Here is a 13483-nt window from a genome sequence, read left to right as displayed (position 1 = left end):
GAATCTTTGTTACCAAAACAGCGATAATCCGGCTTTGGTCGAAGGCACATGCAACTAACTTCGTGACACAATTTGCCCTCTACCTTGAGAGTGACCCATGGACACCCTGCAAAACATGCGTGCTTTCAGTTGCGTAGCCCAGCTTGGCAGTTTCACTGCCGCTGCGGCGCAACTGGATACGACTACCGCGAACGTGTCGCGGGCGGTCTCCAATCTGGAAGCCCATCTGCAAACCCGGCTGCTCAACCGCACCACCCGGCGCATCGCCCTGACCGAGGCGGGCAAGCGTTACCTGATGCGCTGTGAACAGATCCTCACCTATGTCGAAGAAGCCGAAGCCGAGGCAAGCGACGCGCATGCCCGGCCTGCCGGGCAATTGAAGGTGCATTCGATGACCGGGGTCGGCCAGCACTTCGTGGTCGATGCCATCGCCCGCTACCGCGAGTCGCACCCGGACGTGACCTTCGACCTGACCATGGCCAACCGCGTCCCCGACCTGCTCGACGAAGGCTATGACGTGTCCATCGTGCTGGCCACCGAGCTGCCGGACTCAGGTTTCGTGTCGCAGCGCCTGGGCATCACCTACAGCATCGTCTGCGCCTCGCCCGAGTACGTGGCCAGGCACGGCTTCGCGCACAAGCCGGTCGACCTGCTGCAGCATGCCTGCCTGCGCATGGTCAGCCCGGTGATCCCGCTGGAAAAGTGGTTGTTCGACGGCCCGGAAGGCCAGGAACTGGTCAACATCACCAGCTCGCCGTTCCAGGTCAACTCGGCCGACGCGATGAAAACCGCGATTCGCAGCGGCATGGGCATGGGCGTGCTGCCGATCTACTCGGCCATCGATGGTTTGCGTGATGGCAGCCTGGTGCGGGTGATGCCGGACTACCGGCTGCAGGAACTGAACCTGTATGCGATCTACCCGTCGCGCCAGTACCTGGATGCGAAGATCAAGACCTGGGTCGAGTACCTGCGCAACTCGTTGCCAGAGATTCTCGCAGCCCATGAAGCGGACCTGAAAACCCACGAGTTGCTGATCGCGAACTGAAAGCAGCTGCAAGCGGCAAGAAAAAGCAGATTGGTGCACGCGCTGCTTTTTCTTGCGGCTTGAAGCTTGTAGCTTGTAGCTTGTAGCTTTTGCGTTGGAAGTAGCCCGATGAAAAAGACCGTCCTGGCCTTCAGCCGTATCACCCCGGCCATGGCCGAGCGCCTGCAGCAAGATTTCAACGTGATCGTGCCGAACCCCAAGCTCGGCGACATCAGTGCCCAGTTCAATGAAGCTTTGCCCCAAGCCCACGGCCTGATCGGCGCCGGTCGCAAGCTCGGCCGCGCGCAGCTCGAGGGGGCAGCCAAACTGGAAGTGGTGTCCAGCGTATCGGTGGGCTACGACAACTACGACGTCGACTACTTCAACGAGCGCGGCATCGCCCTGACCAATACCCCCGATGTGCTCACCGAAAGCACCGCCGACCTGGGCTTCTCGCTGATCATGGGCTGCGCACGGCGCACGGCCGAACTGGACGCCTGGACCAAGGCCGGCCAATGGCAGGCCACCGTCGGCCCGGCGCACTTCGGCAGCGATGTGTACGGCAAGACACTGGGTATCGTCGGCCTGGGCAACATCGGCGCGGCCGTCGCCCGCCGTGGCCGCTTCGGCTTCAACATGTCGGTGCTGTATGCCGGCAACAGCCGCAAACCGGCGCTGGAGCAGGAACTGGGGGCGCAATACCGCAGCCTCGAACAACTGCTGGCAGAGTCCGATTTCGTCTGCATCGTGGTGCCGCTGTCCGACGCCACCCGCAAGCTGATCGGTGCTCGCGAGCTGAAGCTGATGAAGCCGAGCGCCTTCCTGATCAACATTGCCCGTGGCCCTGTGGTAGACGAGGCAGCACTGGTCGAGGCCCTGCACAACGGCACCATTCGTGGCGCTGGTCTGGATGTCTACGAGAAAGAGCCGCTGAGCGAATCGCCGCTGTTCAAATTGCCCAATGCCCTGACGCTGCCGCACATCGGCTCGGCCACCGCCGAAACCCGTGAGGCCATGGCCAACCGGGCAATGGACAACCTGCGTGCGGCGTTGCTGGGCGAGCGGCCGCAGGACCTGGTGAATCCGCAGGTGTGGAAGGGCTGATAACGCGTTTGTCCCACCAAGGGGCCTGCGCAGACAACCTTCACGTGGGTTGTCTGCGCCGCCTCAGCACCTTGCGCACCACGTACCGGGGCCGCTGTTTGGTCTCCTGGTAGATCCGCCCTACGTACTCCCCCAGTATTCCGATACCGATCAACTGCACACCGCCAAGGAACAGCACAGCCGTCATCAACGACGGATAGCCCGGCACATCGTTTCCGAACAGCAGTTTGTCGATCACCATGTACACCGCAAAGGCAAAAGCCGACAGCGATACACCTCCGCCCACGTAACTCCATAGCCGCAAAGGCACAGTGCTGAACGAGGTGATGCCATCCAGGGCCAGGTTCCACAGCCGCCAGAAGCTGAACTTGCTGTTGCCCGCCGTACGTTCGGGCCGGTCGTATTCGACGATGGCGGTACGAAAGCCTACCCAGGACAACACACCTTTCATGAACAACTGCTGCTCCGGCAACTGGCGGATGGCGGCTACCACTTTGCGGTCCAGCAGGCGAAAATCACCGACGTTCTCCTCGATCCGGGTCGAGGCAATGCGGTTGTGCAGGCGGTAGTACAAGCGTGCGCTCCACCGTTTGAACCGTGTGTCAGCGGCACGGCTACGGCGCTTTGCCAGAACGACCTCCGCCCCTTGCTGCCACACATCGATCATCTGCGCGATAAGCTCGACCGGGTCCTGCAAGTCGACATCGATCGGCACCACGGCGTCGCCCTCGGCGTACTCAAGGCCGGCGAACAACGCCGACTCCTTGCCAAAGTTACGCGAGAAATTGACGACGGTTACCCATTCATCCCGTGCCGCCAACTCGGCGCAGATGGCCTCGCTGGCATCATTGCTGCCGTCATTGACCAGCAGGATCTCGACCACCACGCCCTGTAAAGACGGCTCGTTACGCACCGTGTGATAGAACCGTTCGAGGGTGTCCTGCTCGTTGTACAGGGGCACGACCAAGGTAATGTTCATGGCTGCCTCCGCTTGAACACCACTGTCCGCGAGTAGCCGTAGCCGATGATCAGGCTGACGGCTGAAAAAGCTACCAAGGTCAGCCAGGGTGACAAACCAGCCCGGTCCGATAGCGCCCCCATGCTCAGGCTCAGGCAACCCATGCCCGATACGAACGCCAGGTAACGCAGCTTGCTCGGCGCGGTGGCGAACGTGAAGCGAGCATTGAGGTAATAGGACGCACTGACAGCCACTGTGAATGCCAGCAAGTTGCTCGATGCCTGGCTCAGCCCGGCAGCCTGGTGCAGCAGGAAGAAAACCGCCCAGTGCAACAGCGTATTTCCAACACCGATGAGGCCATAACGGTAGAAACGCAGGGTCGTTACCATCGGTAGGCCTCGCTCTGGGCAGGTGCTTTCATCAGCACATAGCCGTTACCGTCGACCAGATGGATGTCGAAAAACGTGCTCTTCACCACCGCTGCATGGCTGCGCGCAAGTACCTGCTCACGATCGAGCGGGGGATCTGTAGTGAAGTTGACCAGCCCGAGGCGCGGCATCATCTCAGGCAACAGCAGAAAATCGATGTTCAGGACATAACGCAACGCTGGCATCTGTTCATAACTGGCGCTGGCTGCAGGCAACCAACGTGCGCTGCTACCGATGTCGAAAACATAGAATCGCTTGGTCTCGTACAACTGCGGCCGGCTTTGGATGGCATTGGCGAGCGAAGACGTCACCATGCGTTGCAGTTCCTTCTGCACGATCAGCGTTCGGCCGTAAGCAAACGAAAATGACAACATGAACAACACAGGAATAGCCAGCAGCCACCTCAGCCGACCGCCAAGCCCTGACAGTAGCCGATGGGCCAGCAGTGCCAGCATCATCAAGACCACGCCGAACCCCATCAACAGGCGTGCGCCACCGTCAAAATGCGCGAACACCATCATCAGGCCGTATACCAGCAACGCCACAGCCGGGATGGGCAGCAGCAGCGCAGCCGTCAACACCCCCCGTTCCCATACAGGGCGTGGATCAACCAATACCTCACGCAAGGCGATCAGCAGCGCCACAAGCGCCAGCCCCGAAAGGCCGATGAACACCCACGCCGTTCCTGGCGTGATCAACAACGCCACGTGCCCCAAGATAACTTCCAGGCGCCGCAACACCTCAGGCCACCACTGGGCATCCAGAGGCAGCAACGCGGTGCGGGGGACATCTATGAACTGATGGGCCGTGAGCGAGTACAGCAGGCACCCGCCGAGCAGTTGTGTCAGCCGGCCGAAAAGATGACGGCAGACCTGACGCAACCCGGCATGGCCGAGCACCTGACGCATGATTTCGAGGCAACACAAGCCAGCGAAGACGTTGATGCTGACCTGGTAGAAACTCGCGGCACATGCCACCAGCACGCCGCCCAGCAGGCACTGCTGCCAGCGCTCGGCACTCAGCGTGATGGCCCAGACGCATGCAGCCAGCGCCAACGCCATACCGGGTGCGTCGTATTGGTACGACAGGTTTTGCAGAAAGAAGGGGTTGTACCATAAGGGCAATACCACCAGCACAGAGGTCGCCGTGGGGGCCGGGAAGTAATGTGACACCAGCCGGGCGAGCGCCAGTGCAGTCACGCTGGCAGCCAGCAGAATAGGCAAAGGGAACAGATTCACAGCCCCGACAGAGAAGCCCAGCATGCGATGCATCAGGTAGAGCAGGAAGCGCCCCTGCCCTGTCCAGGATTCATTGCCGGTAGGCGTGAGGCCAGCGTTCTGGGCGCGCCACACATCATCGATATAGGCGTAATCGGCAAGCACCAGCGGCAATAGATGCACCGCCAAGGCCAACAGGCAGAGCAGCTGCACCTGACGATGCGACAGTCGCTTGTTCCAGGGGAGCAATGGTGACATTGACGTTTCCGGGCTAATGGCTCCCGGGCAAGTCTAAACAGGCCACTGCGTGCCAACACCTGGCATTTATGTCAGTTGCTGCGCAGCGCTCAACGTGCAACCGCACCTGCCAGCGTGGTTTTGGGCTTGCGAAACACCAACACATTACCCGCCATGACAGCGACCAGCCCGAGCAAAGCGGGGGCTGTCCATTGATAGCCCTCGGCAAACGCCGACACGTTCAGCGCCACCAGCGGGAACAGCACCGTGCAATACGCAGCCCGCTCCGGGCCCATGCGTCCGACCAACGTCAGGTACGCGGTGAAGCCGATCACTGAACCCGGTATCACCAGGTACAGCAGCGAGCCGACATAGCGCGTGTTCCACTCCATCGCAAATGGAATACCGCTGATCAGGCAATACACGGCCAGCATCGCGGCGCCATAGACCATGCCCCAGGCATTGGTGGTCATGGGCTTGAGGCCAGCTTTCTGCTGCATGCTCGACAGCATGTTGCCTGCCGAAAAGCACAACGTACCGAGCAAGGCCAGGCCGAGACCATAGAGCGTTTCGCGGCTTGCCGCATGGTGCGACAGCTCCGGCCAGAACAGCAGCCCCAACCCCAAAAGGCCAAGCGCGCCGCCACCGAGTACGTTGCTGGCAACCCTCTGGCCAAAAAAGAGGCGCGCGTTCAGCGCATTCCACAGTGTTGCAGTGGAAAACACCACGGCGATCAAGCCACTGGCGATCCACTGGCTGGCGGTGAGGAAACACATGAAATTGACGCAGAACAGGCACAGGCCCTGCGCCAGGCACAGCAGATGACCGCGCCGATTCATCGGCTGCAGGCGGCGGGTGAGCAGCAGGATGGCGAACAGAATCAGGCCGGCCAAGGCAAAGCGGTAGACGATCGAAACCGGGATGGCCACTTCACCCAATTGCAGTTTCAGGGCGATCCAGGTGGTTCCCCAGATCAGGACAGTGAGCAGGTACAGGGAAAGGTTCATGGGGGTTCCTTAGGCATACGACCATGCATTGCGGGGGGGCACCATGCGGCCAACCTGTGGGAGCTGGCTTGCCGGCGATCGAGGGCGCAGCCCTCGCCAGGGCCATCAGTGTTCTCTGCGGCCAGTGAAGTGCGCTTGCACAAACTTGCGCTTTTCAGCATTCAGGGAGCTGCCACCTCGGCGCATCGGCAGTACGATGGCGACAGAGGAAACGCTCATGACCCCACTGACCCAGTTGCACGTGTTCAACGCCATGCATGCCTCGCCCCACGCGAGGCTGGAACTGAGCGCGCACCTGGGCGACGGGCTGGCGGCGGCGCTATGGAGCAACCGTGACGATGCCCGCGACTATCAGGCGCCCAGCCACCACACGCTGTCGTGCTACATCGCCCACGGCACCGGCACCTTTCGCCGCCAGCGCCCAGCCGACAAAGGGGCGCCGGACAAATTGTGCATCATGCCGGCCGGCCACGAGTCCAACTGGGTGGTCAATGGGCAGATCCGCCTGGCGCACCGGTACATCAGCGAGGTGCAATTCGCCCTGGGCTGCGTGCGCCTGCTCGACCGGGAACCGCGGGAGATGCAACTGCAGGAAGCGACATTTCTCGACGACCCACGGCAGTCGGGGCGTTTTCGCCAGTTGATCAGCCTGGCCTGGGAAGAGCCAGGCGAGCGCTTGCTGGCCAGCAGCCTGGCACACGAGATTGTCGATCACGCCGTGCTCAGCCAGGTAGGGCTGCGCCAGGGGTTACGCCTCAAAGGCGGGTTGGCACCGAACCTGCGCCGGCAACTGGTGGAATACATCGAGGCACACCTGGATCAGCCCATCACCCTCGGTGAGTTGGCCGTGCGTTGCAACCTCTCCGAGTATCACTTCGCACGCATGTTCCGCACCAGCTTCGGCTTGCCGCCACACCAGTACCTGCTGGCCCGCCGGCTGCATCGGGCCTGCCAGCTGCTGCGCCTGGGCCAGCTGCCATTGGGAGACATTGCATTGCTGTGCGGGTTTGCCAGTGCCAGCCATTTCAGCAACCGCTTTCGCCAGGCAGTCGGCGCGACACCTGGCGACTATCGCGCCGCCTTCAGCCACTAGAACTCGAACGTACTCGACAGGCTCACCTGGCGTGCATCACCTATGGCAACGAAGTACTGGTTCACCGCCGAGCTGTAGTAAACCTTGTCGAACAGGTTCTTCACGTTCAGTTGCAGGCGCACATTGTGCTCGTCGAGCCGGGTCTCGTACGTGGCGAAAGCATCGGCAACGGTGTAGCTGGGCAAGTCGAAGGTGTTGGTCGAGTTGCCCGGGCGCTCGCCGACATGACGGGCTCCGGCACCGAAACGCAAACGGTCGCCACCGAACAGGCTGCCGAAGTCGTACACCGCCGACAATGAGCCACTGTGCCTGGCCACGTTCTGCAGGCGGTTACCCTCGAGGTCCGGGTCCTTGGTCACCTTGGCGTCGGTAAAGGCGTAGCTGCCGATCAGGCTCCAACGCTCACTGAGCTGTCCGGTCAGGTCAAGCTCCACCCCCCTTGAACTGACCTCGCCCGCATTGCTGTAGACCGTCTCGCCGGTACCGCTGTCGAAGTTGGAGACCAGCACGTTGCGCTTGGTGATGTCGAACAGCGCCAGGGTGCCGGTCAGGCTGCCAGGCATGTCGAGCTTGGCACCCAGCTCCCACGACTTGCCCTCTTCCGGCGCAATCGACGAATCCAGCACCACACCGCCGGTCAGCGGGGCAATGCTGGAGTTGGGCTTGAACGACTCGCTGTAACTGCCATAGAACGACAACTGCTCATCGACCTTGTAGACGATGCCGGCATGCGGTACCCAGGCCTGGCCGCTGGTGTTGGTATTGGCCTTGAACGGCCGGCCGCGGCCGGCGTACTGGTCGTACTGCTGAAAGCGGGCGCCGGCCACCAGTATCCAGTGCTGGTCCAGGTGCAGTGCGTCCTGCAGGAACAGCGCCTCGGTGCGCAGCTTGTCGGTCTGGTCGCTGTCGCTGGCGCGCACCGTACTGCCCTCCACTTCCTGGCCATAGACCGGGTTCACATAACTGAAGGTGGACTGAGCGGTCTGGCGAATCAGGTCGCCGCGAAATACCTTGCGGTCTTCGTGATCAATGCCAATGAGCAGGTCATGCTGCATTCCGGCCAGCTCGACGTTGCCATTGAGGCTGAGGGTCGCGAACTGGTCGCGGCTCATGGCGTTGTGGGTGCCATCGATGCTGCGCGTGAGCGTGCCCTTGGCTTCGTTGACGCCGGTCACGCGCACTTGGCTTGCGTCGTAAGTCTCGCGGTTGAAGCTGTAGCCAACGTGCAGCTTCCAATCGTCGGCCAACTGGTGGTCGACCTCAAGGCGATACAGGTCGGAGCGGCCTTCCATGTCGTTGAAAGGTTCATCCAGGCGGCGCGTGGCCGGAATGTCCAGCGGGTGGCCGTTGCTGCCGAACGCAGTGCCCCGGTCGAACGGGTAGAGAAACTCGCGGTGCTCATAAGCCAGCACCACTTGGGTGTCCTCGCCCAGCCAGGCCAGCGACGGCGCCACCAGCGATTCGCGGTGCACGCCATAGTTGCGCCAGTAATCCTCGTCCTCATGATCGACGATCAAACGGTAGGCGAAGTTGCTGTCGCCCAGTGCCCCGGTGCTGTCGAACCCACCGCCGCTGCCGTTCTTGCCGCTGCCGTAGGTCGAGCCGCGCACGGTCAGGGCGTTGTACTGCTGCAATTGCGGGCGCTTGCTGACCACGTTGATCACCCCGCCCGGGTCCTGGATGCCATACAGCAGCGAAGCCGGGCCCTTGAGCACCTCGACCCGCTCGGTGTTTGCATTGAGGCTGCGCCCCTGCACGACGGGCATGCCATCGCGCATGATCGAACCGTCGCGGTTGTCACCGAAGCCGCGCTTCATCACCGTGTCGGAGGTGCCACCGAAATTGTTGCCCTGGGTGATGCCGCTGACATTGGCCAGGGCGTCATCCAGATTGCGCGGGGCCTGGTCGCGGATGACCTGGGCAGGGACCACGTTGATGGCTTGGGGGATGTCCTGGGACGGGCCTTGGCCACGCATGATCGAGGCGCTGGCCGGCGGCTGGTAGCTGTAGGTGTCCATCTGCGAGGTCACCGTGGTGGCCTGCAGGTTGAGCGCACCGGAGGTGTCCACCGGTTCAAGCGTCAGGGTGCGGGCATCGACCCGGCGCCACGTCAGGCCAGCGTTGCCCAGCAATCGCTGCAGCGCCTGTTCGGCACTGAACGTACCCTGCAGGGCCGGTGCCTGCACGGCAGGCAGTTCCAAGGTGTAGACCACGCTCTGGCCGGTGGCACGGCTAAAAGCATTGAGCGCCTGGGGCAAGGGCTGGCTCGGCTGGGCGAACCGGTGCAGTTCAAGCTGCTCGGCGGCAAGGACACAAGGGGCAGCAGCCAAGGCCGAAAGCGCAGAGAAACCTAGCCAGAGAGGGACGCAACGGTGGGTGAACTTCATGGACGCTGACCTGTGAGAGGGTGATGACTGCGAATGAATCGCACTTCCACTCATTACACGGATGTCACGTCCTGTTACCTCATCCGCTTTTGAAAATTATTTTTCCAGTGCCGCCGCTTAACGGATAACGGTCAACCGGCCGAAAACCGTCTGCCGCGAGAACCCCATCACCTTGCCCAGCGAATCCAGTGCCGCCAGTGGCTCGCGCACCGGGAAACTGCCGCTGACCTTGCGCTGCCCCAACTCGCCGTCGAGCAGCACGATCCGCCCCGGGTAATAGCGCCCCAGGTCCTCGACCACCTGCGCCAATGGCACCTGGTAGTAATTGACCCAGCCCTGACGCCAGGCCAGACGGCTGTCGCTGTCCACACTCGCCGTCTCACCGGCCCGGCCTCTGGCATAGGCCAGTTGCTGGTTGGCCGTCAGCTCACGGGCGGCCTGCCCCTGAGCCGGCGTGACCGCCACCCGACCGTTGCGCACCGTGACCTGTGCCCCCTCGGCCTGCTCGCGCACTTCGAACTCGGTGCCCAGCACCCGCACCTGCCCCCCCGCCGCCTTTACTACAAACGGGTCACCGGTGTGCGTGACCTTGAAGAATGCAGCACCATGCAACAGCCGCACATGGCGCTGCCCCTGCTGGAAATCGACAGCAATGGCACTGCCCGCATCCAGCGTCACCTGCGACTGGTCAGCCAGCGTCACCTGGCGAATGGCGTCTGTGCTGCTGAAATCGGCCTGCAGGTCCTGCAGCCAGTACCCCGGATGCCAGCCCCCGGCAACGCCCACGGCCAGCACCAGGCAGGCCGCTACGGCCAGTGCGCGGGCGCGCCGCCAGCGAGGCGGGGCAGGCGCCTTGGCCATGGCATCCAGGTATCGTTGCAGGTCTGCGTGTTCTTCCTCGGCCAGGCGTGCCGCGGGTGCCGCACTCTTGTGCCACAGCGCCTGGGCCTGGGCATAGGCTTCACGGTGCCTGGGGTCGGCCAGCAACCAGCGCTTGAACGCTGCACTGTGCGCTACCTCAGGCTGCTCGTTGATCCTGGCCAGCCAATGCAGTGCAGCGTGCGACGGGTCGGCGGTGGTCAAGTCTGAATGGCTCATCGACGGGCGCTCCCTGGCCTGCGCATCGGGGTCGCGGGTTCGGCAACACTGGCCTTGCACGCTTGGAGGGCGCGCATCATATGCTTTTCCACGGCGCTCTGGGACAGCTGCATGGCCTTGGCGATTTCGCCGTACTTACAGCCGTGTATGCGGTTGAGCAAAAAGATCTGCCGGGTGCGCTCGGGCAGGGCGCGCAGCGCCGCTTCGATGCGCTGCAGGTCATGGTCTACCTCAAGGGCCTGCTCCGGTGCCTGGGCCGAGCACTCATCCAGTTGCAGCGAAGCTTCGGCGATGCGTTCGCGGCTGCCTTCGCTGCGCAGATGGTCGATGGCCAGGTTGCCGGCGCAGCGCAGCAGGTAGGTATCCAGCGCCTCGACCTTGACCTCGGGGCGCCGCCAGAAGCGCAAGAACAGCTCCTGCACCAGGTCCGATGCAGTGGCGCGGCAGCCTACCCGACGGCTGACCAGGGCTTCCATGCGTGCGCGCTGGGCCATGAAGACCTGGACGAAACGTGCGCGCGTACTGTCGCTGTCAGGTTCGATCAAGGCATCACCCGCCAGATATGACCAGCAGTGGGCCCAGTATCAGGCTTATCGCCGCCAGCCCCAGCAACAGGCGCGGCTGGTAAGGCAAGGCGAAGACCCACAGGGTCACCCCGGCCATCAACACAGCGACCCACTCCACCAAGCCATGGGCCCACCCACGCAGGTGCACCGACAGCAACAGCGATGCCAGCAGCAGCAACCAACCCGCCATACGCAGCCTGCGCAACTGGCCGACAGCAGGCTTGCGCCCGAGCAGGTCGCTGAAGTGCTTTTCCATCGCCAGGCACAAGGCGGCGAACCCGGCAAAACCGATCAGGGCGACGCTCAGCATCCGTTCACCTCGACCGTTTCAGCCGCTGCCTTTGACACCCGGGGCTCACGCTTGGCCACAGCCTTCGGAGCACGCAGCATCTTGCCTGCGGCCCAGGCCAAAAACAGGCCGGTGCCCAGTGCCGTGAGGTCCAGGCCCGCCATCGCCCAGTCGCCGGCGGCTACGCTGTGGTTCAGCCCCTGGCCGGTGGCCAGTGCATTGAGCAAAGGCAGCAGCGCGAAGGCCAGCGCGCCCAACCCAAGCTGCTCGCCCCAGGCTCGGCGCCCGGGGCGCAGCACGGCATGTACCAGCGACAACAGCCAGGCCACGAAGAACGTGTTCACCTCCCAGTCCGCCCGCCCTTGCAGCGCCACAGGCAGCAAGCGGTTGGCCCAGAAAAAGCCGGCCACCGCGAGCAGCAGGCCACTCATGCTGGCGATGTTGAGCACCTCGACCAGGCGCAACTCAGCGGGCATGCGTTCGCGCTTGGCATGCTTGAGCTGGCGCTTGCCAAGCCACATCACCAGGCCCGTACCGATGACCGCAGTACCCGCCACCCCGAACACGAAGTACAGCCAGCGCAACCAGGGCCCGGCGAAGTTGCCCATGTGCAGGCCGACGAAGCTGAACGAAGTCATCATCGCAGCGCTTTCCGGTGCCCCCTGGCTCAGCAGCTCGCCCGTGCTGCCGTCGAACATCCAGTTGGCGCTGCGCTTGTAGGCGATGTTGTCGGCCGAAGCCTGGGCGAAGCTCACGCGAGCGTTGCGGTCGCCCGGGTTGTGCACCTGGATGTAACCCATGCGGGCACCGGGGACCTGCGCCTGAACCTTGGCGTACAAGCCGGCCAACGGCACCAGTGGCGCAGCGACGTTGGCCACCTTGGGCACCTCCTCTGGGCCGAACAGGTCGTTGAAGTAGCCATTGGTAGTGCCGCCATAGCTGGCCATGATGCTGGCCGGCATCACCATGTACATGAAGATCACCAGGCTGCTGTAACTGATCATCAGATGGAACGGCAACACCAGCACACCGATTGCGTTGTGCCCATCCAGCCACGAGCGCTGGCCCTTGCCGGGGCGGAAGGTGAAGAACTCCTTGAAGATCTTCTTGTGGGTGATGATGCCGGTGACCAGGCCGAGCAACATGATGAACGCGCAGAAGGTCGCCAGCCAGCGCCCCCAGGGGTGGGGCATCTGCAGCTGGAAGTGGAAGCGGTAGAAGAACTCGCCGCCGCGGCTGTCACGGGCCTCTACTGGCTGCCCGGTCTGGGCGTCGAGTTGCTTGCTGACAAAGCCACGGCGCCCGCCGGCAGGGTCACGCCAGCCGACGCTCAACGCGGCTTCGCGCTCGCTGGGCAAGCGGATCATCCAGTTGCCCGAGTGCGCCGCGTTGGCCTCCAGGTAGCGCTGGGCCAGGCCCAGGCTGGCCACCGGGTCGAGCGCGTGGCGGCGGACTTCGGGCTGTGCCCAGTGGCTGATCTCTTCTTTGAAATACGACAGTGTGCCGGTCAGGAAAATTGCGAAAAGCAGCCAGCCGAAAATCAGCCCGGTCCAGGTGTGCAGCCAGGCCATCGCCTGGCGGAAACCGTCCTTCATGGGTTCTTCATCCAATAGGCCAGCCCGTTGATCAGCCCCAGCAGCAGGCTCGGCAGCAACACGCCGAGCCAGGCATGCCAGGCGCTGCGGCAGGCAAAGCACCAGATGAAGGCCAACAGGTAGAAAACGAACGACAGCATCATGCCGGTCATGGCCGCGTCGACTTGCGCCAACGGCACCAGCAAGGTGATGCAGACACTGGCCATGGACGCCAGCAGGTACCCACCCAGCACCGCTGCCAGGCAGCGTGAGGTCACGGCCAGGCGGTAGCTGAGGGGCAGTCCGGCGGCATTGCGCTTCATGGCGGAGGTCCGGGAAACTCTGGGGGTTGCAATAGTAATGATTTCAATTCGCATAAGCAAAGTCTGAAAGACTTGGGGTTTTTACCGGTTTTATGTCGTCAAAGGGCTGCCCGGTAGCCTCTGCGGGGTTAATTGCAACAGAAAATTTATTTTCACGAAGGGCTTGAATTCAGGCTTC

Annotated in this window: 13 protein-coding genes; 3 read left to right on the top strand and 10 right to left on the bottom strand. The window is 62.8% G+C overall.

The annotated features are described in order from the left end of the window. The first annotated feature begins 97 nt into the window (after nt 1-97). Together EGJ09_RS11280 and EGJ09_RS11275 are read left to right on the top strand one after the other, a co-directional pair. Entirely contained in the window at nt 98-1045 is a 948-nt protein-coding gene (locus EGJ09_RS11280) for a LysR family transcriptional regulator (protein ID WP_046784800.1), read from the top strand. 108 nt (nt 1046-1153) lie between these two features. Further along, complete coding sequence (locus EGJ09_RS11275; protein ID WP_046784799.1) at nt 1154-2128, top strand: D-glycerate dehydrogenase; 975 nt, start codon at nt 1154-1156, stop codon at nt 2126-2128. A 40-nt stretch (nt 2129-2168) separates the two neighbouring features. On the opposite strand, the gene EGJ09_RS11270 is transcribed toward EGJ09_RS11275, so the two are convergent. The 4 genes from EGJ09_RS11270 to EGJ09_RS11255 form a co-directional block, all read right to left on the bottom strand. After that, a complete protein-coding gene (locus EGJ09_RS11270; RefSeq protein WP_119688297.1) occupies nt 2169-3107 on the bottom strand; it encodes a glycosyltransferase family 2 protein in 939 nt (312 codons plus the stop codon). Next, entirely contained in the window at nt 3104-3475 is a 372-nt protein-coding gene (locus EGJ09_RS11265; RefSeq protein ID WP_125923854.1) for a GtrA family protein, read from the bottom strand. Before EGJ09_RS11265 ends, EGJ09_RS11270 begins: the two co-directional genes overlap by 4 nt. After that, nucleotides 3469-4989, bottom strand: a complete 1521-nt coding sequence (locus tag EGJ09_RS11260) for a glucosyltransferase domain-containing protein (protein WP_125923853.1) — start codon at nt 4987-4989, stop codon at nt 3469-3471. Before EGJ09_RS11260 ends, EGJ09_RS11265 begins: the two co-directional genes overlap by 7 nt. An 89-nt stretch (nt 4990-5078) precedes the next feature. Next, nucleotides 5079-5975 (bottom strand): DMT family transporter, encoded by an 897-nt coding sequence (locus tag EGJ09_RS11255; protein ID WP_125923852.1) that lies wholly within the window; start codon nt 5973-5975, stop codon nt 5079-5081. Between the two features lie 217 nt (nt 5976-6192). Here EGJ09_RS11255 and EGJ09_RS11250 point away from each other — a divergent pair, with 217 nt between their 5' ends. Beyond that, nucleotides 6193-7068, top strand: coding sequence for a helix-turn-helix domain-containing protein (locus EGJ09_RS11250; RefSeq protein ID WP_125923851.1), 876 nt, complete (start codon nt 6193-6195; stop codon nt 7066-7068). Here the strand turns inward: EGJ09_RS11250 and EGJ09_RS11245 are convergent. The 6 genes from EGJ09_RS11245 to EGJ09_RS11220 all read right to left on the bottom strand — a co-directional run bounded on the left by EGJ09_RS11245 (nt 7065) and on the right by EGJ09_RS11220 (nt 13305). Next, nucleotides 7065-9455, bottom strand: a complete 2391-nt coding sequence (locus EGJ09_RS11245) for a TonB-dependent receptor (protein WP_125923850.1) — start codon at nt 9453-9455, stop codon at nt 7065-7067. The genes EGJ09_RS11250 and EGJ09_RS11245 overlap by 4 nt on opposite strands. 117 nt (nt 9456-9572) lie before the next feature. After that, on the bottom strand, nt 9573-10553 hold the full coding sequence (locus EGJ09_RS11240) for a FecR domain-containing protein (RefSeq protein ID WP_125923849.1): 981 nt from the start codon (nt 10551-10553) through the stop codon (nt 9573-9575). Further along, a complete protein-coding gene (locus EGJ09_RS11235; protein ID WP_223255085.1) occupies nt 10550-11047 on the bottom strand; it encodes an RNA polymerase sigma factor in 498 nt (165 codons plus the stop codon). Before EGJ09_RS11235 ends, EGJ09_RS11240 begins: the two co-directional genes overlap by 4 nt. 55 nt (nt 11048-11102) lie before the next feature. Continuing rightward, nucleotides 11103-11429 (bottom strand): DUF3325 domain-containing protein, encoded by a 327-nt coding sequence (locus EGJ09_RS11230; RefSeq protein WP_125923848.1) that lies wholly within the window; start codon nt 11427-11429, stop codon nt 11103-11105. Further along, complete coding sequence (locus EGJ09_RS11225; protein WP_125923847.1) at nt 11423-13003, bottom strand: PepSY domain-containing protein; 1581 nt, start codon at nt 13001-13003, stop codon at nt 11423-11425. The genes EGJ09_RS11230 and EGJ09_RS11225 overlap by 7 nt, the downstream gene beginning before the upstream one ends. Then, nucleotides 13000-13305 carry a DUF3649 domain-containing protein gene (locus EGJ09_RS11220; RefSeq protein WP_046784788.1) on the bottom strand — a complete coding sequence of 102 codons (306 nt, stop codon included), beginning with the start codon at nt 13303-13305 and terminating at the stop codon, nt 13000-13002. The genes EGJ09_RS11225 and EGJ09_RS11220 overlap by 4 nt, the downstream gene beginning before the upstream one ends. Nucleotides 13306-13483: the final 178 nt, after the last annotated feature.

The sequence above is a fragment of the Pseudomonas sp. p106 genome, assembly GCF_003936645.1.
Taxonomy (GTDB): domain Bacteria; phylum Pseudomonadota; class Gammaproteobacteria; order Pseudomonadales; family Pseudomonadaceae; genus Aquipseudomonas; species Aquipseudomonas putida_E.
The sequence above is the reverse complement of the archived record's forward strand: the minus strand, read 5'-3'. Positions and strand labels throughout refer to the sequence as shown.

Excerpts from the sequence above, each read along its gene's own strand:
- EGJ09_RS11280 (WP_046784800.1), top strand. The coding sequence starts at position 98 with ATGGACACCCTGCAAAACATGCGTGCTTTCAGTTGCGTAGCCCAGCTT.
- EGJ09_RS11275 (WP_046784799.1), top strand. The coding sequence starts at position 1,154 with ATGAAAAAGACCGTCCTGGCCTTCAGCCGTATCACCCCGGCCATGGCC.
- EGJ09_RS11270 (WP_119688297.1), bottom strand. The coding sequence starts at position 3,107 with ATGAACATTACCTTGGTCGTGCCCCTGTACAACGAGCAGGACACCCTC.
- EGJ09_RS11265 (WP_125923854.1), bottom strand. The coding sequence starts at position 3,475 with ATGGTAACGACCCTGCGTTTCTACCGTTATGGCCTCATCGGTGTTGGA.
- EGJ09_RS11260 (WP_125923853.1), bottom strand. The coding sequence starts at position 4,989 with ATGTCACCATTGCTCCCCTGGAACAAGCGACTGTCGCATCGTCAGGTG.
- EGJ09_RS11255 (WP_125923852.1), bottom strand. The coding sequence starts at position 5,975 with ATGAACCTTTCCCTGTACCTGCTCACTGTCCTGATCTGGGGAACCACC.
- EGJ09_RS11250 (WP_125923851.1), top strand. The coding sequence starts at position 6,193 with ATGACCCCACTGACCCAGTTGCACGTGTTCAACGCCATGCATGCCTCG.
- EGJ09_RS11245 (WP_125923850.1), bottom strand. The coding sequence starts at position 9,455 with ATGAAGTTCACCCACCGTTGCGTCCCTCTCTGGCTAGGTTTCTCTGCG.
- EGJ09_RS11240 (WP_125923849.1), bottom strand. The coding sequence starts at position 10,553 with ATGAGCCATTCAGACTTGACCACCGCCGACCCGTCGCACGCTGCACTG.
- EGJ09_RS11235 (WP_223255085.1), bottom strand. The coding sequence starts at position 11,047 with ATGGCCCAGCGCGCACGCATGGAAGCCCTGGTCAGCCGTCGGGTAGGC.
- EGJ09_RS11230 (WP_125923848.1), bottom strand. The coding sequence starts at position 11,429 with ATGCTGAGCGTCGCCCTGATCGGTTTTGCCGGGTTCGCCGCCTTGTGC.
- EGJ09_RS11225 (WP_125923847.1), bottom strand. The coding sequence starts at position 13,003 with ATGAAGGACGGTTTCCGCCAGGCGATGGCCTGGCTGCACACCTGGACC.
- EGJ09_RS11220 (WP_046784788.1), bottom strand. The coding sequence starts at position 13,305 with ATGAAGCGCAATGCCGCCGGACTGCCCCTCAGCTACCGCCTGGCCGTG.